General features: G+C 62.8%; 18 protein-coding genes. 10 read left to right on the plus strand and 8 right to left on the minus strand.

Features of this window, described 5'->3' with window-relative positions; translation table 11 throughout:
• Positions 1-95: 95 nt before the first annotated feature.
• The 4 genes from AC07OJ_RS06025 to dhaL all read left to right on the plus strand — a co-directional run bounded on the left by AC07OJ_RS06025 (position 96) and on the right by dhaL (position 3,715).
• Positions 96-851, plus strand: a complete 756-nt coding sequence (locus AC07OJ_RS06025) for an SDR family oxidoreductase (protein WP_065907725.1) — start codon at positions 96-98, stop codon at positions 849-851.
• A gap of 26 nt (positions 852-877) precedes the next feature.
• A complete protein-coding gene (locus AC07OJ_RS06030) occupies positions 878-1,993 on the plus strand; it encodes an MDR/zinc-dependent alcohol dehydrogenase-like family protein (RefSeq protein WP_065907723.1) in 1,116 nt (371 codons plus the stop codon).
• 69 nt (positions 1,994-2,062) lie between these two features.
• Positions 2,063-3,064 carry a dihydroxyacetone kinase subunit DhaK gene (locus AC07OJ_RS06035; protein WP_495094193.1) on the plus strand — a complete coding sequence of 334 codons (1,002 nt, stop codon included), beginning with the start codon at positions 2,063-2,065 and terminating at the stop codon, positions 3,062-3,064.
• A gap of 3 nt (positions 3,065-3,067) precedes the next feature.
• Positions 3,068-3,715, plus strand: a complete 648-nt coding sequence (gene dhaL / locus AC07OJ_RS06040; RefSeq protein WP_065907719.1) for a dihydroxyacetone kinase subunit DhaL — start codon at positions 3,068-3,070, stop codon at positions 3,713-3,715.
• Here the strand turns inward: dhaL and AC07OJ_RS06045 are convergent.
• Entirely contained in the window at positions 3,672-4,568 is an 897-nt protein-coding gene (locus AC07OJ_RS06045; protein ID WP_495094194.1) for a LysR family transcriptional regulator, read from the minus strand. The two genes, dhaL and AC07OJ_RS06045, sit on opposite strands and share 44 nt — an antisense overlap.
• A 103-nt stretch (positions 4,569-4,671) precedes the next feature.
• Here AC07OJ_RS06045 and AC07OJ_RS06050 point away from each other — a divergent pair, with 103 nt between their 5' ends.
• Positions 4,672-5,157 (plus strand): GlcG/HbpS family heme-binding protein, encoded by a 486-nt coding sequence (locus tag AC07OJ_RS06050; protein WP_495094195.1) that lies wholly within the window; start codon positions 4,672-4,674, stop codon positions 5,155-5,157.
• The gene (locus AC07OJ_RS06055) at positions 5,154-6,686 is read left to right on the plus strand and encodes an MFS transporter (RefSeq protein WP_495094196.1); all 1,533 of its coding nucleotides are present in this window, start codon (positions 5,154-5,156) and stop codon (positions 6,684-6,686) included. Before AC07OJ_RS06050 ends, AC07OJ_RS06055 begins: the two co-directional genes overlap by 4 nt.
• A 114-nt stretch (positions 6,687-6,800) precedes the next feature.
• On the opposite strand, the gene sohB is transcribed toward AC07OJ_RS06055, so the two are convergent.
• A complete protein-coding gene (gene sohB, locus AC07OJ_RS06060; protein WP_065907712.1) occupies positions 6,801-7,826 on the minus strand; it encodes a protease SohB in 1,026 nt (341 codons plus the stop codon).
• 193 nt (positions 7,827-8,019) lie between these two features.
• On the opposite strand from sohB, the gene AC07OJ_RS06065 reads away from it, so the two are divergent.
• The gene (locus AC07OJ_RS06065) at positions 8,020-8,730 is read left to right on the plus strand and encodes a histidine phosphatase family protein (RefSeq protein ID WP_495094197.1); all 711 of its coding nucleotides are present in this window, start codon (positions 8,020-8,022) and stop codon (positions 8,728-8,730) included.
• A gap of 56 nt (positions 8,731-8,786) precedes the next feature.
• Positions 8,787-9,101, plus strand: coding sequence for an SCP2 sterol-binding domain-containing protein (locus AC07OJ_RS06070; RefSeq protein WP_016969749.1), 315 nt, complete (start codon positions 8,787-8,789; stop codon positions 9,099-9,101).
• Positions 9,102-9,163: 62 nt separating this feature from the next.
• On the opposite strand, the gene AC07OJ_RS06075 is transcribed toward AC07OJ_RS06070, so the two are convergent.
• The 3 genes from AC07OJ_RS06075 to AC07OJ_RS06085 form a co-directional block, all read right to left on the minus strand.
• Positions 9,164-9,757, minus strand: a complete 594-nt coding sequence (locus tag AC07OJ_RS06075; protein WP_106803566.1) for a hypothetical protein — start codon at positions 9,755-9,757, stop codon at positions 9,164-9,166.
• Between the two features lie 213 nt (positions 9,758-9,970).
• Entirely contained in the window at positions 9,971-12,607 is a 2,637-nt protein-coding gene (locus tag AC07OJ_RS06080; RefSeq protein ID WP_495094198.1) for an MGH1-like glycoside hydrolase domain-containing protein, read from the minus strand.
• A 69-nt stretch (positions 12,608-12,676) separates the two neighbouring features.
• The gene (locus tag AC07OJ_RS06085; protein WP_065907705.1) at positions 12,677-14,086 is read right to left on the minus strand and encodes an OprD family outer membrane porin; all 1,410 of its coding nucleotides are present in this window, start codon (positions 14,084-14,086) and stop codon (positions 12,677-12,679) included.
• Between the two features lie 289 nt (positions 14,087-14,375).
• Between AC07OJ_RS06085 and hglS the strand changes: the two genes are divergently transcribed.
• Positions 14,376-15,752: a 2-oxoadipate dioxygenase/decarboxylase HglS gene (gene hglS / locus AC07OJ_RS06090; RefSeq protein WP_495094199.1), complete on the plus strand. Its 1,377-nt coding sequence runs from the start codon at positions 14,376-14,378 to the stop codon at positions 15,750-15,752.
• A gap of 153 nt (positions 15,753-15,905) precedes the next feature.
• Here the strand turns inward: hglS and AC07OJ_RS06095 are convergent, their stop codons facing one another.
• Entirely contained in the window at positions 15,906-16,130 is a 225-nt protein-coding gene (locus AC07OJ_RS06095; protein ID WP_065907703.1) for a DUF465 domain-containing protein, read from the minus strand.
• Between the two features lie 174 nt (positions 16,131-16,304).
• Here AC07OJ_RS06095 and tkt point away from each other — a divergent pair, with 174 nt between their 5' ends.
• A complete protein-coding gene (tkt, locus tag AC07OJ_RS06100; protein WP_495094200.1) occupies positions 16,305-18,362 on the plus strand; it encodes a transketolase in 2,058 nt (685 codons plus the stop codon).
• Between the two features lie 38 nt (positions 18,363-18,400).
• On the opposite strand, the gene uvrA is transcribed toward tkt, so the two are convergent.
• Both uvrA and AC07OJ_RS06110 read right to left on the minus strand, forming a co-directional pair.
• Positions 18,401-20,917 carry an excinuclease ABC subunit UvrA gene (uvrA, locus tag AC07OJ_RS06105; RefSeq protein ID WP_495094201.1) on the minus strand — a complete coding sequence of 839 codons (2,517 nt, stop codon included), beginning with the start codon at positions 20,915-20,917 and terminating at the stop codon, positions 18,401-18,403.
• A gap of 8 nt (positions 20,918-20,925) precedes the next feature.
• Entirely contained in the window at positions 20,926-22,626 is a 1,701-nt protein-coding gene (locus AC07OJ_RS06110; protein ID WP_495094202.1) for an ATP-binding protein, read from the minus strand.
• Between the last annotated feature and the right edge of the window lie 80 nt (positions 22,627-22,706).

Below are 22,706 nucleotides of genomic sequence, written 5' to 3' on the forward strand. Positions count from 1 at the left end.
ATCACCTCGGCTTGACTGAAAGACCGAGTCGCTTGCATCGCAGGCAAGCCAGCTCCCACATTGGATCTCCAGCGCTTTCGATAGAGGAGTCATGCATGTCTGGATTCTGGAACCAAGCCTTCGACCTCACCGGCCGGTGCGCAGTGATCACCGGTGGCGCCGCCGGGATCGGCCTGGCCTGCGCCACCCTGCTGGCGGAACGCGGCGCCCGCGTGGCGTTGCTCGACCGCGACCCCGCCGTGGCTGAAGTGGCCGCCAGCCTGGGCGCCGGGCACTTGGGCATTGCCGTTGATCTCAGCCAGATCGGCCAGATACAAACCACCGTCGATAGCGTATTCGAACACTTCCAACGCCTCGATTACCTGATCAACAGCGCCGGCGTGGCGCTCCTGGACAAGGCTATTGATGTCAGCGAAAGCGCGTGGGACACCACCCTGGACATCAACCTCAAGGCCAGCTTTTTTGTCGCCCAGGCCTGCGCCAAGCACATGCTCGCCAACGGCGGCGGGCGCATCGTCAACCTTGCCTCGCAGGCTGCCGTGATTGGCCTGGACCGCCACGTCGCCTACTGCGCGAGCAAAGCGGCCATTGTCGGCATGACCAAGGTATTGGCGATGGAATGGGCGCCGCACATCAACGTCAACGCCATCTCCCCGACCATCGTCGAGACCGCGCTGGGCAAAAAAGCCTGGGCCGGTGAAGTCGGCGAAAAAGCCAAATTGCAGATCCCGGCGGGCCGTTTTGCCCAGCCGGAGGAAATCGCCGGGCTGGCCTTGTACCTGCTCAGCGACGCCGCGCAGATGGTCACCGGCGCCAACATGGTGATCGACGGCGGCTACAGCATTCAGTAATTCATTTTTTGTCGTGAGGTTTTGTCATGTCCACCGTCACCGAACGCACCCCCGAACAGCTGTCACCGGTCATCCCGAAAACCATGCAGGCCGTGGTCTGTCACGGCCCTGAAGATTACCGCCTGGAAACCGTCGACGTGCCCACGCCCGGCCCCGACGAGATTCTTACCAAAGTCGAGTTGTGCGGCATCTGCATGGGCGATATCAAGACCTATCGCGGCGCCCCCTCGTTCTGGGGTGACGCCGAGCAACCCCGCTATGTGAAACCGCCGATGATTCCCGGCCATGAATTCGTCTGCCGTGTGGTTGCCCTGGGCCCAGGCGCGGAGAAACGTGGCGTGGCGGTCGGCGACCGGGTGATCTCCGAGCAGATCGTGCCGTGCTGGGGCTGTCGCTTCTGCAACCACGGCCAATACTGGATGTGCCAGAAGCATGACCTCTATGGCTTCCAGAACAATGTACAGGGCGCCATGGCCCAGTACATGATCTTCACCAAGGAAGGCATCATCCACAAAGTGCCAGACTCCATTGCCCCCGACGAAGCAATACTGATCGAACCGCTGGCGTGTTCGCTGCACGCGGCAGAACGCGCGAATGTGGATTTCGACGATGTGGTGGTGGTCGCAGGTGCCGGCACCCTGGGCCTGGGGATCATCGGCGCGGTGCGCATGCGCAACCCGAAAAAGCTCATCGTGCTGGACATGAAACCCGAACGCGCTGCCCTTGCCTTGCGCATGGGCGCCGACGAGGTGTGGAACCCGGCCGAGGTCGATGTACTGGCGAAGATCCGCGAGATAACCGAAGGCTACGGTTGTGACATTTACATCGAGGCCACCGGGCACCACAAGGCCGTGAACCAGGGCCTGGCGATGCTGCGCAAGCTGGGGCGTTTCGTGGAGTTCAGCGTGTTCAATGACGAAGCCACGGTGGACTGGTCGATCATTGGCGACCGCAAGGAGCTGGACGTGCTGGGCTCGCACCTGGGCCCGTACATGTACCCGCGCGCCATCGACTTCATCGGCAACCGCAAGATCGACATGCGCGACGTGGTGACCCACAAGTTTGCGCTGGCAGACTTCAAGGAAGCGTTCGCAGTGATGGAGCGCGGCGACAAATCACTGAAGGTAGTCCTGGAACCCTGACCCACAGGCGAACACGCCCTGGCGTTGATCCATGTTGCCCCCTAGAACAAGAACACAGGAACCCGCGTTATGAATCGAGTCATCAACGATCCGGACCAAGTGGTCGAGGACATGCTGCGCGGTATTCTGGTCGCGCACCCCGAACTGCGCCAATACGAGGCCAACCCTCGGGTGATCGTCAAAGCCAGGCCTTCGGCCCAAGGCAGCGTCGGCATTGTCACCGGCGGCGGCTCGGGCCATGAACCGGCCTTTCTCGGTTATGTCGGCCCAGGCCTGGTGGATGCGGTAGCCGTCGGCGAGATCTTCTCCTCGCCCACCGCCAAGAGTTTTTTCGACGCGTTCCGCGCCGCTGACCAGGGCGCCGGCGTGGCCTGCCTCTACGGCAACTATGCCGGCGACAACATGAACGTGAAGCTGGCGATGAAAATGGCCGCCAGCAAAGACATGCGTATCCGCACCGTGGTCGCCAACGATGACGTGGCATCCGCGCCCAAGGCCGACATTGCCAAGCGCCGTGGCGTGGCCGGGGAAATCTTCATGTGGAAGATCGGCGGCGCCGCTGCGGCCCAGCACTACGACCTGGACGAGGTGATCCGGGTCGCGCAGAAAACCGTCGACCACTGCCGCTCGATTGGTATCGGCCTCACGCCGTGCACCATTGCCGCGGTGGGCAAGCCGAACTTCCAGATCCCCGATGGCCAGATGGAACTGGGCATCGGCCATCATGGCGAACCGGGTATCGAAGTGGTTCCGATCGAACCGGCCGCAGCCATGGCCGAACGCATGCTCGCGCCGATCCTCGCCGACCGTGACTTCAGCCAGGACGACAGCGTGGTGGTGCTGGTCTCGGGCCTGGGCGCCACGCCGGTCATGGAGTTGTATATTTTCTATGCCGAGGTCGAAAAACAGCTCAAGGCCAAAGGCTTGAAGATTCACCGTTGCTATGTCGGCAACTACTTCACGTCCCTTGAGATGATGGGCGTGACCCTGACCTTGCTCGGCCTCGACGCCGAGTTGAAAACCCTGATCGACCAACCCTGCCGCTCCATCGGCATGACCCAGGCGGAGTGAACCATGAGCCAGCATTTTTCCACCCGTGACGGCAGCGCCATCGTCGCCGACCTGGTCAGCGTGATCGTGGCCAACCGCGAATACCTCAGCGAAGTCGACGGAGCCATTGGCGATGGCGACCATGGCATCAACATGGCCAAGGGTTTCGCCCATTGCGGGCGCACCATCGAAGGCCGCCAACTGACCCTGGCCGAAGCACTCGACGAACTGACCCTCAGCCTGATGGAAGGCATCGGCGGCTCCATGGGTCCACTGTATGGCAGCCTGTTCATTGGCATGGCCGATGAAGTGCGCAACAGCGACGACATCGACGCCGCAACCTTTGCTCATTTGCTGCGCGGCGGCTTGACCTCGTTGCAGGACATTACCGAGGCGGGTGTGGGCGACAAGTGCCTGATGGACACCTTGATCCCGGCCGTCGAAGCCTTTGAGCAGGCGCATGCCTCGGGGGCCGCCTTCAGCGACGCACTGGACGCGATGAAAGCCGCCGCATCACAGGGCCGTGATTCGACCAAGGACCTGGTGGCGAAGATCGGCCGCGCCAGTCGCCTGGGCGAACGCTCCCTCGGCGTGCTGGATGCCGGGGCCGTGTCGTGCTGCCTGATCCTTACGCGCCTGGCCGATTCGGTACAGCCGCGACTGTCTGCTTGACCTGCTGGATATACCGCGCCACCGCCGGCGCTTTTTCGAAGCGCCGGTGAATCAGCGACAGCCACGACGACGCGTCATTGCCCTGAATGTTGCGGTACACCACGCCTGGCAAACTCACATGCCCGACCATTGACGCCGGTACCACCGCCACGCCCTGCCCGAGTGACACCAGCGCCACCACCGCCACCAATCCGCCGGGCTGCGGCCCGAGGCGCGGTGCATAGCCGCCTTGCGCCGCCACCTGCAAGGTACCGCTGATTTGCTCCGGCAAGATGAACGTCTCGTTTTGCAGGTGCTCGCAACCGATGGCCTTCAGCCCCAGCAGCCAGGAGTCCTGCGGCAGCGCCAAGACAAACCCTTCACTGTCCAGGCGTACTGCCTCGACACCCTCCGGCAGGGTCATGGGCGAGCGGATATAACCGATATCGACACGCCCGTCCGCTACCGCGCCAGGCAACGTCGCCATCGCACATTCGCGCACGTTCACGCTGACATCCGGAAACGCCTGGCTGAACGCCTGGATTTGCCGCTGCAACAGGCCCGAATACACCGCCGACGCCACATAACCTAATTCGATATGACCGATCTCGCCACGGCCGGCGCGCTGGGCATTGCGCTGGGCGAACTCGAACTGGCGCACGGTCGCCTCGGCCTCGATCAACAGCGCCGCACCCGCCTCGGTGAGGCTGACTTCACGTTGCTGGCGGACAAACAGGCGCGTGCCCAGGGTCGCCTCCATGTCCTGGATTTGCCGACTCAGGGTCGGCGGCGCAATGCCCAGCTGTTCCGCCGCGCGGGTGAAGTTTCGGTGCCGGGCAACCGCCAGGAAATAGCGGAAATGACGTATTTCCATCGCAGGATTAGCTCAAAGGTAATGAAGATCACACTGGCACCTAATAAAGCCACGGTGGACCGAAGATAAGCTAGGCGCACGCTCACAGTAGAGAGACCCGCTTATGTTAGTCAAATCGCTGGTACTGGTATTGACCGGCCTGAGCCTCGCCCCCGCGGCGATGGCGAACGAACCACCCGCCAGCGTTGCCCACAAGGCAACACTGACCCTGGCCACGGCCCAGCAGATTGCGGCGCAGGCACGTAAAGTCGCCGCGGATAACGGGTGGCCCTGCGCACTGGCAATTGTCGACGACGGCGGCTGGCCGATTCTCACCACGCGCATGGACGGTGCGCCGGTAGTCGCCGGGATCGAGCTGGCCCAAGGCAAGGCGCGCACCTCGGCGCTGTTCAAACGGCCTTCGGCCGACCTCGAAAACGCCATCAACGGTGGGCGCCCGGCGGCCGTCACAGCCGGCCTGCTGATGATGAAGGGCGCGCTGCCGATCATCCTCGAAGGCCAGGTCGTGGGTGCCCTCGGCATCAGCGCCGACACCCCGGCCCACGATGAACAGATCGCCCAGGCGGCGTTGGCGTCGGTGCAGCCATGAGCACCGCCAGCCCACGGTTTACCTTGCTGACCGCCTCCGGGGTCTGTTCGCTGATTGTGCTCGACACCAACATCGTCGCCGTGACCCTGCCGAGCATCGCCCGCGACCTGGGCGCGAACTTTGCCGATATCGAATGGGTGGTCAGCGCCTACATGCTCGCGTTCGCCGCCCTGCTGTTGCCAGCGGGCAGCATCGCCGACCGCTTTGGTCGCAAGAAGACCCTGGTCTGGGGCCTGGGGATTTTCATCCTGGCCTCTCTCGGCTGCGGCGCGGCGCCCACTGCGCTGTGGCTGGATATCGCGCGGGCCGTCAAAGGTGTCGGCGCAGCCCTGCTCTTGACCTCGGCGCTGGCCTCCATCGGCCACACCTTCCACGACGAGGTCGAGCGCGCCAAGGCCTGGGCCTTCTGGGGCGCCTGCATGGGCGTGGCGATGACCGCCGCGCCGACGCTGGGCGGCCTGATCACCGAATACCTGGGCTGGCGCTGGATCTTCTACCTCAACCTGCCCGTGGGCCTGGTATTGATGAGCCTGGTGCTGCGCGCCATTCCAGAGTCCCGAGACACCCAGTCCGCACGCCTCGACCCGTGGGGCAGCCTGACCTTCAGCGCAAGCTTGCTGTGTTTGATCTGGGGCCTGATCGAGGCCAACCGCATCGGCTGGGACAACCCGCTGACCTATGCGCGGCTACTGGGCGGCGCAGCCTTGCTGGCTGCGTTTGTCCTCGCCGAACGCCTGCAACAACGGCCGATGGTCGACCTGCAACTGTTCCGGCATCCGCGCTTCATCGGCGCGCTGCTGGGGATGTTTGCCTATGCCGGCTGCGCTCAGGTGATGATGACGCTGCTGCCGTTCTACCTGCAGAACGGCCTGGGCTTTTCCGCGATTGCTTCAGGGCTGGGCATGCTGCCCTTTGCCCTGACAATGTTGATCTGCCCACGGATTGGCGCACGCCTGGCCAGCCGTTTTACCCCGTCGACAATGATGGCGACGGGACTCACGTTGGTCGGCAGCGGCAATTTGCTGAGCGCCTGGGCGGTGAACATCGGTGGTTACCTGCCCTTCGCCCTGGCCATTGCAGTCACGGGCGCCGGAGCGGGCCTGCTGAATGGCGACACGCAAAAAAACATCATGGCCTGCGTGCCACGAGACCGTGCCGGCATGGCCTCGGGCATGAGCACTACCATGCGTTTCAGCGCGATCATGCTGGCGATTGGCGTGTACGGGGCGTTGCTGAGCAGCCATAGCGAGCAACTGCTGCGTGCGAGTCTCGACAGCCAGTGGCAGGCGCAGCTAGCGGGAATTGCCTCGCGGGTGGTGGCCGGGGACATGCCGGCGGCGATGGGCTTGTTGCCGGAGACGGCACGGGCGGTGGCACAACCACTGGCGCAGCAGGCGTTTGTCGGCGGGTTCGGCGCTGTGTTGTGGGTGGCAGGGTTGTTGGGCCTGCTGGGCGCGTTGGTGGTGGGGATGCTGATGCGAAAGCCGATTCCTGTGGTGCAACAGGCCTGCGTGCTAACGCAGAACTGAATGTGGGAGCGGGCTTGCCCGCGATGGCGTCAGTTCAGTCGGTAGAGGCATCGACTGGTACATCGCTATCGCGGGCAAGCCCGCTCCCACAGGGGCATCACCCAAATTACGGCGTTACCAGAAGCGCTGCTGGGTCAACCGGCTCCACCAGGTCAGCAGCACACGGTCCACCGAGCCGCTGGCCGCCAGGCCCACTCGCTCCTGCAGGCTCTTGCGCTCGGCGTAGTGCAGGTGGAATACCTCGGCGGTCTTGGCCTTGGTAGCCAGGTATTCGTCGCTGGTCTGCAGCTCGTCGACCAGTTGCTTGTCCAACGCTGCAACACCCAGCCACACTTCTCCGGTCGCCACATCATCAATCGCCAATTGCGGGCGATAGCGCGAGACGAAGTTCTTGAACAGTTGATGGGTGATGTCCAGGTCTTCCTGGAACTTCTCGCGGCCCTTCTCGGTGTTTTCGCCAAACACCGTGAGGGTGCGCTTGTACTCACCGGCGGTCAGCACTTCAAAGTCGATGTCGTGTTTCTTCAGCAGGCGATTGACGTTGGGCAACTGCGCCACCACGCCGATGGAGCCGAGGATCGCGAACGGGGCGCTGATGATCTTCTCGCCGATGCACGCCATCATGTAGCCGCCGCTGGCCGCGACCTTGTCGATGCACACGGTCAATGGCACGCCCGCCTGACGGATACGCGCCAGCTGCGACGACGCCAGGCCATAGCTGTGGACCATGCCGCCGCCGCTTTCCAGGCGCAGCACCACTTCGTCCTTCGGGGTGGCCAGGCTCAGCAAGGCAGTGATTTCGTGGCGCAGGCTCTCGGTGGCCGAGGCCTTGATGTCGCCGTCGAAATCCAGCACGAACACCCGTGGCTTGGCCTCGGGTTTCTTCTTGCCTTTCTTCTTTTCGGTCTTGCTCTCGGACTTGCGCAGCGCCTTGAGCTGGTCCTTGTCTAGCAGGCTCGACTCCAGGCGCTCGCGCAGGCCCTTGTAGAAATCATTCAGTTTGCTGACCTGCAGCTGTCCGGCGGATTTGCGACGGCCTTTGCTGCGCAGTGCCGCGAAGCTGATCAGTACCACCAGAATAGCGACCACCAGGGTGACGGTCTTCGCCAGGAAACTCGCGTATTCGGCCAAAAAATCCATGTGACTCCTTACAAGTGCAGTGCGCCAGGCGCGGATTGCCCCAGCATACCGGCGGCACCGCGTTCGGGCCAGTGATCAAACCGCCAGTAAGCGGCCTCTAACGAGCTTTTAAAACAAGCGTATGTTTTTTCATTGACAGCTCTCTGGCATCCTCATAACCTCGCCAGACTTTCAACGTACCGGGAAAACGGACGTGGGCAGCATCTATCTGATTCGACATGGCCAGGCCTCCTTCGGTGCAGACGACTATGACGTCCTGTCGCCCGTCGGCGTGGAACAAGCGCAAGTGCTCGGGCGCCACCTGGCGGACCTGGGCCTGGTGTTCGACCGCTGCGTGGCCGGCGACCTGCGCCGCCAGCAGCACACCGCCACGGCCGCCTTCGATCAGTACAGCGCCCTCGGCCTGCCGGTACCGGCCCTGGAAATCGACAGCGCCTTCAACGAATTCGACGCCGACGCGATTATCCGCGCCCTGCTTCCCGACCTGCTGACCACCGAACGCGAGGCCCTGGAGATCCTGCGCAACGCCGCGCAGAACCGCAGCGAATTCCAGCGCATCTTCGCCCTGATCATCGAGCGCTGGCTGGCCGGCACCTATGATCCGCCCGGCCTGGAAAGCTGGCTGGGCTTCGTCGAACGGGTCCAGGGTGGCCTGCAACGCATTCTGGAAGCCGCGGACAACGCACAGAAGATTGCAGTGTTCACCTCCGGCGGCACCATCACTGCCCTGCTCCACCTGATAACCCGAATGCCGGCGGCCCAGGCCTTCGAACTGAACTGGCAAATTGTTAACACCTCGCTCAACCAGCTGAAATTCCGTGGTCGCGAGGTGGCACTGGCTTCCTTCAACAGTCATACCCACTTGCAACTGTTGAAGGCGCCGCAGCTCATCACGTTCCGATGAACTGCGGCCAACCGTGACCCCAAGGTCACTGGACTCTACCCTAAAGGATCGAAACCATGACTGACGTAGCCAAAGCTGTAGAAGCAATGAAAGCCAAATTCAACCCAGCCGCTGCTGACGGCCTGGACCTGGTGTTCGGTTTCCGTATCGACGACACCCAGAACTTCTCGCTGGTGGTCAAGAACAACACCTGCGAACTGCTGGAAGGCGAAAACCCTGACGCCCAAGTGACCCTGGTCACCGACGGCGAAACCATGGAAGGCATCGTCAGCGGCGACACCGACGGCATGCAGGCCTTCATGAGCGGCAAGCTGCGCACCGAAGGCGACATGATGCTGGCCATGAAACTGAGCGAGCTGTTCCCGGCCTGATAAGCCCGCGCTCAAAAAAATCCCGCCTTTCGGCGGGATTTTTCGTTCAGCCAGCCTCCCGGTCAGCGGGTGTTGGCGTCATCCATTTCTTCGAACGTGTCCATGTACGCAGGGTCATTACCATCGTTTTCACGAATCACACGCCCGTCATACTCGGCGGTGATTTCACCGGTATTGACGTCAAGCCCAACCACGATCACCAGCTTGTATTTGCCCACTTGCAAGTACATGTCATAGAGGTCCCGGGGTTCATCGGGCAGCATAAAAAAGCTGTAGCTGTAACGTACGCGCTTGGTTAACACGGGCCACTGTGCTTCAAACGCGCGGGGATCGAAGGATGGGAGCACATCGCCGATTCCACGCAGCGCGGCCTCGACCAGTTGGTCATTGTCCTTGGCTTTGAAGACCACCGGATGAGTGCGAGTCATCGTCCGCATCGGGTTGGGAACAATATCCGTTTCAAGGCGGTACATACCGCTGCTGAACCATTTTGTCGCATCGAAGGTGTCGTCACCTTTCTCGCAATCGCGGCAATGCATCATCAGCGGCGCCGCAGCGCTTTCCCGGGGATACAGTGAAGTGATCAACACTGCGCAGGTGATCAGCAGTGCCCCTAATAGGCCTGCACTGCCAACCCGCGCGATAACATTCGCCATCGTCTACATCCTTGTCTGAAGGGGTGGCGAATTTACCTGATTCAGACCTTTCGGTGGCAGGATTTTTTTGCCTGCCATTTCGCAAGCCATGAAGTTTCAAAGTGGGAGCTGGCTTGCCTGCGATGGCGTCGGCACTGCCTGCATCAATGCTATCGGCTCCACCGCTATCGCAGGCAAGCCAGCTCCCACAGAAAAGCAGATCCGTGGCGCAGCCTAGATTTTCGGCTGCAGCAACAACGCCACCAACGCACTCCACCCCGTCTGGTGCGACGCCCCCAAACCACGCCCGGTTTCGCCATGGAAATACTCATGGAACAACACCAGGTCGCGACTGGCCGGGTCTGCTTCCAATTGCGCATAGCCCGCCATCGACGGGCGCAGGCCATCTTCATCGCGCAAAAACAACCGCGTGAGACGTTGGCTGAGGCTGTCGGCCACTTCTTCAAGGGACGCCAGATAACCGCTGCCCGTCGGGTACTCCACCGAGAAGTTATCCGCGTAGTAGCGGTGAAACTCGCGCAGCGATTCGATCAGCATGTAGTTCACCGGCATCCACAGCGGCCCGCGCCAGTTGGAATTGCCGCCGTACAGGCGCGAATCGGATTCGCCAGGCTGGTAGCGCGCGTACAAAGTGTCGCCATTCATCTTCAGCCCCAGCGGCTGGTCGGCGAAGGCCTTGGACAAGGAGCGCACACCAAACGCCGAGAGAAACTCGTTGTCATCGAGCATGCGCCGCAGCAAGTCCTTGGTGCGCTCGCCCCGCAACAAGGCCAGCAACAGGCGATTGCCCTGCCCCGGTTCGTTCCAGCGCGACACCAGCTTGGCCAGATCCGGCCGATGGTGCATGAAGCCCAGCAGGCGCTCGCGCAGACCTTCAAGGCCCTCATGCTCGCGCTGCTCCAGCACCAGCACCGCGAACAACGGCATCAGGCCGACAATCGAACGCAGGCGTACCGGCTCGCTCTGGCCATCGGGACGGTGCAGCACGTCGTAGAAAAACCGGTCCTGCTCGTCCCACAGTCCTTCGGCGCTGTCATCGACCTGGTTGATCGCGCCGGCGATATAGAGGAAATGCTCGAAGAACTTCACCGCGATATCGACATAGACGACGTTGCGCTTGGCCAGCTCCAGCCCGATGCGCATCAGGTCCAGTGCGTACGCCGCGACCCACGCCGTACCGTCGGCCTGGTCCAGTTGATAGCCCGGCGGCAACGCGGCCGAGCGGTCGAACAAGGCGATATTGTCCAGGCCGAGGAAACCGCCCTGGAACAGGTTGCGCCCCTCGGCGTCCTTGCGGTTGACCCACCAGGAAAAATTCAGCAGCAGCTTGTGGAAGATTCGCTCGAGGAAATCCATATCGCCGACGCCGGTCAGCGCCTTGTCCTGCTGATACACACGCCAACTGGCCCAGGCATGCACCGGCGGGTTGGCATCATCGAACCGCCACTCATAGGCCGGCAGCTGGCCGTTGGGGTGCATGAACCGGTCTTTGACCAGCAGCAGCAATTGTTGCTTGGCATACCCGGGGTCAATCAGCGCAAAGGCCACGGCCTGGAAGCCCTGGTCCCAGGAGGCGTACCACGGGTACTCCCAGGTGTCGGGCATGGAGAGGATGTCGAAGTTGGACAGGTGCCGCCAATGGGTATTGCGAAAATGCAGGCGTTCGGGCGGCGGCGCAGGCTGGGCCGGGTCTCCGTCGAGCCACTGGTTCACATCAAAGTAGTACAGCTGCTTGGACCACAGTAATCCGGCCAGCGCCTGGCGCTGCACATTGCGCGCGTCGTCATCGGCGATGCCGTGCTGCAAGGCGGCGTAGAACTCATCCGCCTCCTGGCGGCGCAAGTCGAACAGCTTGCGCGCATTGACCTCGGGCGCGTCCGTCGGGGCAAAACGCAGGTACAGGGTTTTATGCTCAAGGCCTGCGAGTTCGAGGCTAAACCGCGCGGCGACCTTGGTGCCGGCGTCGCGACGAATCGCCGTGGCAACGCCGTCCACCACGTAATCGTTGATGCCATCCTTGAACGGCCCCGGCGTCGGTTGCCCGTCGAGCTTGGGAAAGTTGGTCTGGTTTTCGCAGAACAGCCATTCCACCCCCTCCTGGCCCCAGGCGCTGAGATGACGATCGTCGAGCTCGTGATGCCGGGCCAGCACCCGATCAGTGTCCAGCGTCAACGCTGGCTTAGGCGCGTCGAAGGTCCAGCTCCAGTCATTGCGCGCCCACAGTTGCGGCAATACCTGCAAGCGGGTTGGCTGTTCGGAGCGGTTGTGGACGGTGACGCGCATGAAGATGTCGTCGGGCGCGTGCTTGGCGTATTCGACACTGATGTCGCAGTAACGGTTGTCTTCGAACACGCCGGTATCGAGGATTTCATACTCGGCATCGTCCAACCCGCGGCGCCCGTTCTCGGCGGTCAGGTCAGCGTAGGGAAAGGCCGCGTGCGGGTATTTGTAGAGCATGCGCATGTAGGCATGGCTCGGTACGCCATCGACGAAAAAGTACAGTTCCTTGACGTCTTCACCGTGGTTGCCCTCGGCGTTATTCAGGCCGAACAGGCGTTCCTTGAGGATCGTGTCGCGCTCGTTCCACAAGGCCAGGCCCAGGCACCAGCGTTGCGCCTTGTCACTGAAACCGGCAAGCCCATCCTCGCCCCAGCGGTAGGCGCGGCTGCGTGCATGTTCATGGGGGAAATAGGTCCAGGCATCGCCATCGGCGCTGTAGTCTTCGCGCACCGTGCCCCATTGGCGTTCGCTCAGATAGGGGCCCCACTCGCGCCAACGTTCGGCATCCGGCGTCGCCAGGCGTTGGCCTTCAATCGTGTCCAGTATTCGGGTGTTGGGTGTGGCCGTCATTGGGTCCTCCATCGCCTACCAGGTGAGGAGCAGTGTAGAACCCAATGACGCCCGGGTGCACATGAAGACTTAGAAGATCGCGTACGTGTAGTTGAAGATCAGGCGCGTCTGGTCCTGGTCGGCGGTGCCGGTGTTTTTGCCGTGGTAGGTACCGGTGCGGAAGGTGGTACCGAAGCCTTTCAGAGGACCGGCCTGCACAACGTAGTCCAGGCGGAAGTCGGTTTCGTTTTCTTTCTGGTCCGGACCACCGGCCACCTTCGACTTGATGTCCGAGCCGTCCAGGTACGCCACGGACGCCTTCAGGCCCGGTACGTAAGCCTTGAAGTCATACGAGTACTGACCGAAGTTGACCTGCTCGCCGGCACGGGAGAACTGGCCGACCACGGCGTCGGTGAACAGGTAGAAGTCGCTGCCGCCGGCGCCTTGCGCGTGCGGGTCGGCGATGCTGCCCTGGTTGACCCAGACAAAACCGCCATCGTCACCCACGCCAATGTGGCCCAGCATCAGGCTGCTGCCGCCCAACTGGTAGGTGAAGGCGGCACTGTAGGTTTTGTTGTCGACTTCGTTGGCGTGCTTGGCGTAACCGCCGTTGTTGTTGAACTGGTAGCCGCTCTCGCCGTTCTTGCCGTCGCTGGTGCTGTCGAAGTAGCGCAGGTCGGTCTTGAACGACTGGTCATTGCCCAGCGGCAGCACGTGGACGAGGCCGAAGTAGTTCTGTTTGTAGAAGTCTTGCAGTTGGGCGTAGTAGTACTGCAACGTCAGGTTTTTCGCGACGACGTTGTCGGAAGAACCAAACGGCTTGTAGTCCAACCCACCGAACTTGAAGCTGTCGCTGTCGCGCTGGCCACCGGCAACGCTCAAGCCTGTGGAGTTGCTGGAGGCACGGCCTTCGGCGCGGTTCAATTCACCGCCGGTGAACGTCACGTTGGGAATGTCGCTGGAGGTGAGGATGCCGCCGTCAAAGGTCTGCGGTGCCACGCGGCTGTCGTTGGAGACCAGGATCGGCAACACCGGCGCCAAGCCACCCCCGACGTGCAACTCGGTCTGGGAAATGCGGAACTTCACGTTACCCGCCGCACGACCAAAGGAATCGGCCGGCTCGGTGCCGTTGTTCTTGGTCGGGAAGAAACTGTTGCCGTTACCCGACAGGCCAGGGCCCGCGGTGTGGCCATCGCCGCCGTCCAGGCGCAGCGCGCCAAAGGCCATGACGTCGAAACCGACACCCAGGGTGCCTTGGGTGTAGCCGGATTTATAGTCGAAGCGCAGCAATGTCGCGGCTTCGCGCAGATCGTTGTTGGTCCCCGAGCGGTTATCCGCGCTGTAGTACATGGTCCGCGAACTGACGGCGGCGTGGCTGTCTTCGAGAAAGCCGCTGTGACCGTTGCCCGTGCCCAGCGAACCGAGCCCGAAATCATCAGCCAATGCGTGTTGTGCAAGAACGGCGGCGGTGATGGATAACGCCAGTGTAGAAATTTTCATTAACGACGGCCCCTAAACATATTTTTATGTGTGCGATGTGCGAAACGACGTTTTCATCCTTGCAAACGTGACGATTCTTTCATGGCGGATGGGGCTGACTCCGTGAAGAATTAGTTAGGAAAGGCTTGGGAAAATGAAATTTCCAGCCGGCCGTTTTTTGTCATATTCGCGTCATCTCATTCATTTGCAGAATGAAGTCCAGAGGAATCTTCGTTTGCAACCTCACCTGCAGCTCAACAAAATCCAGCGAACGGTCACCTTCATCGGCAAAGCCATCAGGAATTTTTCTATGCACACCAGCGCACATGTCAGCCCCGACGAGATCCGCAAGGGCTTTTCCAAGGCCATGTCCGATATGTACCGAGATGAAGTTCCGCTGTATGGGGCGCTGATGGAGCTGGTGGCCGAGACCAATACCCGCGTATTCGAGCGCGAACCGGCCCTGGCGCAACAGCTGCAGCGCACCGGCGAAATCCAGCGCCTGGACCAGGAGCGTCACGGCGCCATCCGCCTGGGCACTGCTGCGGAGCTGGCGACCATCAGCCGCCTGTTTGCGGTGATGGGCATGCAACCGGTGGGCTACTACGACCTGACGCCCGCCGGCGTGCCGGTGCATTCCACGGCGTTTCGCGCGGTACATGAAAGCGCGCTGCAAACCAGCCCGTTTCGCGTATTCACCTCGCTGCTGCGCCTGGAGCTGATCGAAAGTCCTGAGCTGCGCGCCTTCGCCGAAGCGGCCCTGGCCAAGCGGGCGATCTTTACCCCCGGCGCCCTCGCGCTGATCGAACAAGCGGAGCAGGACGGCGGCCTCGACGCCAACGATGCGCAGGCCTTCATCCGCCAGGCCCTGGAGACCTTTCGCTGGCACCATACCGCCACCGTCACCGCCGCGCAGTACCAGCAACTCAGCGACCAGCACCGCCTGATCGCCGACGTGGTGGCCTTCAAGGGCCCGCACATCAACCACCTGACCCCGCGTACGCTGGATATCGATCAGGTGCAGGCCGCCATGCCCGGCAAGGGCATTACGCCCAAGGCCGTGATCGAAGGCCCACCCCGCCGCCGTTGCCCGATCCTGCTGCGCCAGACCAGCTTCAAGGCCCTCGACGAACCCATCGCCTTCACCGACGCCCAAGGCAGCCACAGCGCGCGCTTCGGTGAAATCGAACAACGCGGCGTCGCCCTCACCCCTAAGGGCCGTGCGCTGTACGACCAACTGCTGAACGCCGCCCGCGACGAACTCGGCGCTTTCCCCAATGAGGGCAACGCCGCACGCTATATGCAATTGATGGAGCAACACTTCCAGGCCTTCCCGGATGACCACGCGCAGATGCGCGAACACGACCTGGCGTACTTCCGCTACTTAGCCACGGACAAAGGCCTGGCGGCACGCGGCCAAGCCGATCAGCCGCGTACACTGTCAGCGCTGATCGCGGCCGGTCATGTGGACGTGGAACCGTTGGTGTATGAGGATTTCCTGCCAGTGAGTGCGGCGGGGATATTTCAGTCGAACCTGGGGGACGCGGCGCAGAGCCACTACGCAGCCAATTCGAACAAGGCCGAGTTCGAGAAGGCGCTGGGGCGCCAGACAATCGATGAATTGCAGCTGTACGGCGAGACGCAGCAGCGCTCTATCGATGACTGCACCCGCGCGCTGCTGGGATAAAAAGACCGAGTGCCCACCCGGCTCACCAGCGCCGTCCTGGCGCCGCAACAGTCCCCAGAGCCGGGTGGGCGGTCGGCATCATAAGCAGCGAAGTGGAAGATGTCCCTCAGACAATTCTGAACAAAAATTACCGTTTCGTTGCAAGCGCACGGCTTATCCCAGCCGCCCCACGATCTCATCTTTGACCAACAAGCGTTTCTTCTTCAGCTTCTCCACGTCCTCATCGCTGGCACTGGCAGACTCCGCCTTCAGCACCGCGGCGTCGGCTGCGTCGTATTGACTGAACAACGAGTCCAGGCGTTTGTCGCTGGCCCTGCGTTCGTGAACGACTTCCTTGGTAAAACCCAAGTCCTGGTATAGGTCGTGTTTCACTGGCATGGCGTACCTCCGCAAGTTGATCAATGGCTACAGCCTTGAAGCTAGCCCATTCCAAGGGGTCTTGTCATGTCCGGGGTCAAACCATCCCCGTTCGTCGCAACGCCGGCGATGCGATCAAACCTTTGCCGTGCCCTGCCCTCCACTGTAGATCGCACCCTGAGGGAGACCGGTTTCATGACTCACGCTGCCACTGCTGTCGACACCCAATGCATCAATACTATTCGCACCCTGGCCATGGACGCTGTGCAGAAGGCCAATTCCGGCCATCCGGGGACGCCCATGGGCCTGGCGCCGGTGGGGTACACATTGTGGAGTCGCTTCCTGCGCTACCACCCGGACCATCCCGACTGGCCCAACCGTGACCGCTTCGTGCTGTCGGTAGGGCATGCCTCGATGCTGCTGTACTCGCTGTTGCACCTGGCCGGCGTGGTCGAGATTGATGCGCATGGCAAGCGCTCGGGGCAACCGGCGATCAGCCTGGACGACATCAAGCAGTTCCGGCAAATGAGCTCCAAGACCCCGGGCCATCCCGAGTACCGCATGACCACCGGCGTGGAAACCACCACCGGCCCCCTCGGCCAGGGCTGCGCCAACAGTGTCGGCATGGCCATGGCCGAACGCTGGCTGGGCCAACGCTTCAACCGCGATGGCAAGGTGCTGTTCGACTACAACGTCTACACCCTGTGCGGTGACGGCGACATGATGGAAGGCATCAGCAGCGAAGCCGCCTCGATGGCCGGGCACTTGAAGCTGGATAACCTGTGCTGGATCTACGACAACAACACCATCAGCATCGAAGGCCATACCGAACTGGCCTTCAGCGAAGACGTGATCAAGCGCTTCCAGGCCTACGGCTGGCACACCTTGCACGTGACCGACGCAAATGACTTGCAGGCCCTGAGCACCGCCCTGGAGACCTTCAAGGCCAACACCGGCGCACCGACCCTGATCGTGGTCGACAGCGTGATCGGCTACGGCTCGCCCCACAAGCACAACACTGCCGCCGCGCATGGCGAGCCGTTGGGCGACGAGGAAATCCGCCTGACCAAGGCCGCGTACGGCTGGCCGCAGGATTCCAGTTTCCTGGTGCCCGATGAGGCGCGCACAGTGCTGCGTGATGCGCTGCTGGAGCGCAGCCGGCCACTGTATGACGCCTGGAAGCAGCACCTGACGCACCTGCAGCAATATGAACCGGAGCTGGCCGATGAACTGCAGCGCATGCGCGCCGGTGAAATGCCCGAGCAGTGGCAGGACGGCTTGCCCAGCTTCGACACCGATGCCAAGGGAGTAGCCAGCCGCGCCGCCGGTGGTGAAGTGCTGAACGCGTTTGCCCAGCAGATCCCATGGTTGCTCGGCGGCTCGGCAGACTTGTCGCCCTCGACCAAGACCAACCTCACCTTCGACGGTGCCGGGCGTTTCAGCGCCGACGACTACAGCGGGCGCAACCTGCATTTCGGCATCCGCGAGCATGCGATGGGCGCGATTGCCAATGGCATGGCACTGTCTTACCTGCGGCCGTACACCTCGACGTTCCTGGTGTTCAGCGACTACATGAAACCGCCGATCCGCCTGGCGGCGATCATGGAGCTTCCGGTGGTGTTCGTGTTCACCCACGACTCGATTGGCGTCGGCGAGGATGGGCCGACGCACCAGCCCATCGAGCATTTGACCCAACTGCGCGCCACACCGGGGTTGCTCACCCTGCGCCCAGGCGACGCGAATGAAACCCTCGAACTGTGGAAAGTCGCCCTGGCACAAACCCATCGTCCGAGTTGCGTGGTGTTGTCGCGCCAGCCGCTGCCGACGCTGGATCGGTCAAAGTACGCGCCCGCATCCGGAGCGGCCAAGGGCGCGTATGTGCTGGCCGGGGCTGAGCAGCCTAAAGTCCTGCTGTTGGCGACGGGCAGCGAAGTCAGCCTGGCCGTGGCGGCCTATGAGCAGCTCAAGGCTGAGGGGATCGCCGCGCAAGTGGTCTCGATGCCGAGCTGGGAACTGTTTGAAGAGCAGGACCAGGGCTACCGCGACAGTGTATTGCCGCCCGCCGTGAAAGCACGCGTGGTGGTCGAACAGGCAGGCCCGCTGGGTTGGGACCGCTATGTCGGCCAGACCGGCGCCAAGGTGGTGATGAACAGCTTCGGCGCGTCGGCGCCGTTGGCGAAGCTGCAGGAGAAGTTCGGCTTTACCGTGGAGAATGTGGTGAAGCAGGCCAAGCAACAGCTCCAGCAAGCCTGACACGGAAGGCGCCCGGCTTGCCGGGCGCCTTCAGGGGGTCAGAGCTCCTTGGCGAGGAAGGCGGCGGTGCGGCTTTTCTTGCTTTTCGCGACCTTCTGCGGCGTGCCGCTGGCAACCACCTTGCCGCCCAAATCCCCGGCCCCGGGCCCGATATCAATCACCCAGTCACTCTGGGCCACCACGCGCATTTCATGCTCCACCACGACCACCGTATGCCCCGCGTCCACCAGATGGTTCAACTGGCTGAGCAGGCGGTCGACATCCCGTGGGTGCAAGCCGGTTGTCGGCTCATCCAGCACATATAACGTGGCGCCGCGCGCATTGCGCTGCAGCTCGGTGGCAAGCTTGATGCGCTGCGCTTCCCCCCCCGACAGCTCGGTCGCCGGCTGGCCCAGGCGCAGGTAGCCCAGGCCGATATCGCGCAGTACTTGCAATGAGCGCAGTACGCCAGGCTCCTCGGCAAACACCTCTACCGCCTGTTCCACCGTGAGCCCCAGCACCTGGGCGATGCTCAGGCCTTGCCATTCGATCGCCAGGGTCTCGGGGTTGTAGCGCGCGCCGTGGCAGGTCGGGCATGGCGCATACACGCTGGGCATGAACAGCAATTCCACGCTGACAAAACCCTCGCCTTCGCAGTTCGGGCAACGGCCCTTGGCGACATTGAAAGAGAACTGCCCGGCATCGTAATGGCGTTTCTTCGCCGCCGGGGTGGCCGCGAACAGTTTGCGCACGTGGTCGAACAATCCGGTGTAGGTCGCCAGGTTGGAACGCGGCGTGCGGCCGATGGGTTTCTGGTCGACCTGCACCAGGCGGCGAATCTGCTCCAGCCCGGCACTGATGCGCCCGCCGCTGGTTTGCGGTGCATCGTCTTCCAGGCTGGGTTCCTCGTCGGTTTCCACCCGGCTGCCGAGGCCGCCACTCACCAGCTCCAGCAACGCCTGGCTGACCAGGCTGGATTTGCCCGAGCCGGAGATGCCCGTCACCGCCGTGAAGCAGCCCAACGGAAACTCCACCGCCAGGTCCTTGAGGTTATTGCGCGTCACGCCTTCCAGCTGCAACCAGCCGCCGGGCTGGCGTTGCGCTGCGCTCGACGGGCGCCGTGCGGCGAACAGGTAGTCACGGGTCTGCGAGGCTTCGACCTTGGCCAAACCCGCCGGTGGCCCGCTGTACAGCACATGACCGCCATGCTCGCCGGCCGCCGGGCCGACGTCGATCAGCCAGTCGGCGCGGCGCATGGTTTCCAGGTCGTGTTCCACCACAAACAGCGAATTCCCCGCCGCCTTCAAGCGATCCAGCGCAGTGAACAGTGCTTCGCCATCCGCCGGGTGCAAGCCCGCCGAGGGCTCGTCCAGCACATAGATCACACCGAACAACTGCGAGCCCAATTGCGTGGCCAGGCGCAGGCGCTGCAACTCGCCGGACGACAACGTCGGCGTGCTGCGCTCCAGGGACAGATAACCCAGCCCCAAGTCGGTCAACGTGCTCACGCGTTCGAGCAAATCCTGGGCAATGCGCTGGGCGGCCAGGCGCTTTTCCACCGACAGCTTCATCGTGTCCTGTCCCGCCGCTACCGGGCGCAGCACTTCGGCCAGCTGGGTCAGCGAACGTTGCGACAATTCACCGATATCCAGCCCGGCAAACTTCACCGACAGCGCGGCCTTGGTCAGGCGCTTGCCCTCGCACAGCGGGCAGGCGCTGCCCTGCATGAATTGCGACACGCGTTTTTTCATCAGCGCGCTTTGGGTGTGGGTGAAAGTGTGCAGGATATAGCGCCGCGCGCCACTGAACGTGCCCTGGTAACTCGGCTCCAGTTTGCGTTTCAACGCCTCGCGGGTCTGCTGTGGGGTGAAGCCGGCGTACACCGGCACGGTGGGGGTTTCTTCGGTGAAGAGGATCCAGTCGCGCTGCTTTTTCGGCAGGTCGCGCCATGGAATGTCGACGTCATAGCCGAGGGTCACCAGGATGTCGCGCAGGTTCTGGCCCTGCCACGCCAGCGGCCAGGACGCCACGGCGCGCTGGCGGATGGTCAACGAAGGGTCCGGCACCATCAGCGCCTCGGTTACCTCGTACACCCGGCCCAGGCCATGGCATTGCGGGCACGCGCCCTGCGGCAGATTGGGTGAGAAATCCTCGGCATACAGCATCGCCTGGCCCGCCGGATAGCTGCCGGCGCGCGAGTACAGCATGCGGATCAGGCTCGACAAGGTCGTGACGCTGCCCACCGAGGACCGCGCGCTCGGCGTGCCGCGCTGCTGTTGCAGGGCCACGGCCGGAGGCAGGCCTTCGATGGAGTCCACATCCGGCACGCCGACCTGATCGATCAGGCGTCGCGCATACGGCGCCACCGATTCGAAATAACGCCGCTGGGCCTCGGCATACACCGTGGAAAACGCCAGCGACGACTTGCCCGATCCGGACACGCCGGTGAACACCACCAAGGCATCGCGCGGGATGTCCACATCGACGTTCTGCAGGTTGTGTTCGCGGGCGCCGCGCACCCGGACGAAGCCTGGTCGCTGGGCAGTGAGGGCGGGGATGTCACGCTGTGAAGTCATGGTCAACCTTATCGAGCGGTGAGCACGCTGCGCACCCGTTGCGCCAGGGCTTCGGGGCTGTAGGGCTTGCTCAGCAGATGAATGTCGGGGCTCAGCAGGTGATTCCCGGAAAGAATGTCGCGGGTGTGCCCGGAGGTGAACAGCACCGCGATCGGTGGCTCCTGGGCGCGGGCCCAGTTGGCCAGGTCGGTGCTCTTGACCCGGCCGGGCATCACGACATCGGTGAAGATCAGATCGGGCAGCACGCCGGACTGCAGCAGGTGCATCGCCTGGTCGCCGTCTTCGGCGGTGAGCACGGTGTAGCCCGCCTGCTCGAGCAGCTCGACGACCGTCACGCGCACGTCTTCGTTGTCTTCGACCACCAGCACCGTCTCATGCCCATTGGCCGGCAGCACCGGTTCGGCGTAGGTGTCCTGGCTCTCTTCACCCAGGTTGCGCGGGAAATACATCTGCACCACGGTGCCCTTGCCCTCTTCGCTCCACACGTCGACATGCCCGCCGCTCTGGCGCACGAAACCGAACACCATGCTCAAGCCAAGGCCGGTGCCGTGGCCACTGCGCTTGGTGGTGAAGAACGGTTCGAACACCCGCGCCAGGATCGCCGGCGGCATGCCCACGCCGATATCCGTGACCGCCAGGCGCACATACTCGCCCGGCTTGATGCTTTTACCCACGCACTCGGCAGGGTTGAGAATGATATTTTCGCCGGTGATGCGAATCACGCCTTCGCCCTGCATGGCATCACGGGCATTGATCGCCAGGTTGAGCAGCGCGTTTTCCAACTGGTTGCGGTCGACGTTGATGCACCAGGAATCCTGGGGCAATTGCACGTCGATATGGATGGTTTCGCCCAGCGCGCGCTGCAGCAGCTCGCCCAGGCCTGCGTAGATGCGCTGCGGGTTGTACACCGCCGGCGACAACGGTTGGCGCCGCGCGAAGGCGAGCAGTTGCGAGGACAGCTTGGCGCCCCGCTCCACCGCCGCAATAGCCGCCGTGACGCGGCGCTGTACCTGGGGATTGTCCGGCTCATGACGGGCCAGCAGGTGCAGGTTGCCGGCGATCACTTGCAAAAGGTTGTTGAAGTCGTGGGCGACGCCGCCGGTCAGCCCGCCGATGGCCTCGAGCTTTTGCGCTTGGCGCAGTTGCTCTTCGGCGGCGGAACGCGCCTGCACTTCGGCGGCGACGCGTTGCTCCAGGTTATGCGTGAGTTCCTGGCGCACTCGTTCGGATTTCACGTGCTCGGTGGTCTCGTTCACGATCACCAGGACCCCGGCAGGTTGCTGGTGGTCATCGGCGATGGGGCTGTAGGTCAAGTCCATCCAGACCTCTTCCGGCACGCCGTTACGCAGCAACTCCAACGGAAAATTGCGGTAGGACAAGGTGCCGCCCGCCAGGCACGTATCCAGCACATGCCGGTTGAAATCGGCGACCTCAGGCCAGCCCAGCTCCACCGCCGTGCCCAGCAGGTAGGGATGCCGGCCGCCGGCAAACACCGAATAGCTGTCGTTGTAAATCATGTAGCCCGCCGCCCCCCACAGCATCACCATCGGCATGGGCGAGGCCAGCAGCATCTGCACACTGCTGCTCAGGCTGCAGGGCCATTTTTCAATCGGCCCAAGCTCGGTCGAAGACCAGTCGAAGGCGCGGATCCGCTGGGCCATTTCACCGCCCCAACCTTCACAACCGTGGGTATTGGATAAAAACTGCATGGTGGGCTCTTGGCGAACGGATGGGTGAATGGGTGGGGCGATAGCCGTGATAAAACCTTGGAGCCCGGCAGCCGTGAAAC

Source organism: Pseudomonas sp. GW821-FHT09C08 (assembly GCF_059418125.1).

Bases quoted from the DNA above. Each gene is read 5' to 3' on its own strand.
- AC07OJ_RS06110 (WP_495094202.1), bottom strand. From the start codon at position 22,626: ATGCAGTTTTTATCCAATACCCACGGTTGTGAAGGTTGGGGCGGTGAA.
- AC07OJ_RS06055 (WP_495094196.1), top strand. From the start codon at position 5,154: ATGAGCACCGCCAGCCCACGGTTTACCTTGCTGACCGCCTCCGGGGTC.
- AC07OJ_RS06085 (WP_065907705.1), bottom strand. From the start codon at position 14,086: ATGAAAATTTCTACACTGGCGTTATCCATCACCGCCGCCGTTCTTGCA.
- tkt (WP_495094200.1), top strand. From the start codon at position 16,305: ATGACTCACGCTGCCACTGCTGTCGACACCCAATGCATCAATACTATT.
- AC07OJ_RS06070 (WP_016969749.1), top strand. From the start codon at position 8,787: ATGACTGACGTAGCCAAAGCTGTAGAAGCAATGAAAGCCAAATTCAAC.
- dhaL (WP_065907719.1), top strand. From the start codon at position 3,068: ATGAGCCAGCATTTTTCCACCCGTGACGGCAGCGCCATCGTCGCCGAC.
- AC07OJ_RS06050 (WP_495094195.1), top strand. From the start codon at position 4,672: ATGTTAGTCAAATCGCTGGTACTGGTATTGACCGGCCTGAGCCTCGCC.
- AC07OJ_RS06025 (WP_065907725.1), top strand. From the start codon at position 96: ATGTCTGGATTCTGGAACCAAGCCTTCGACCTCACCGGCCGGTGCGCA.
- sohB (WP_065907712.1), bottom strand. From the start codon at position 7,826: ATGGATTTTTTGGCCGAATACGCGAGTTTCCTGGCGAAGACCGTCACC.
- AC07OJ_RS06080 (WP_495094198.1), bottom strand. From the start codon at position 12,607: ATGACGGCCACACCCAACACCCGAATACTGGACACGATTGAAGGCCAA.
- hglS (WP_495094199.1), top strand. From the start codon at position 14,376: ATGCACACCAGCGCACATGTCAGCCCCGACGAGATCCGCAAGGGCTTT.
- AC07OJ_RS06045 (WP_495094194.1), bottom strand. From the start codon at position 4,568: ATGGAAATACGTCATTTCCGCTATTTCCTGGCGGTTGCCCGGCACCGA.
- AC07OJ_RS06095 (WP_065907703.1), bottom strand. From the start codon at position 16,130: ATGCCAGTGAAACACGACCTATACCAGGACTTGGGTTTTACCAAGGAA.
- AC07OJ_RS06030 (WP_065907723.1), top strand. From the start codon at position 878: ATGTCCACCGTCACCGAACGCACCCCCGAACAGCTGTCACCGGTCATC.
- AC07OJ_RS06075 (WP_106803566.1), bottom strand. From the start codon at position 9,757: ATGGCGAATGTTATCGCGCGGGTTGGCAGTGCAGGCCTATTAGGGGCA.
- uvrA (WP_495094201.1), bottom strand. From the start codon at position 20,917: ATGACTTCACAGCGTGACATCCCCGCCCTCACTGCCCAGCGACCAGGC.
- AC07OJ_RS06035 (WP_495094193.1), top strand. From the start codon at position 2,063: ATGAATCGAGTCATCAACGATCCGGACCAAGTGGTCGAGGACATGCTG.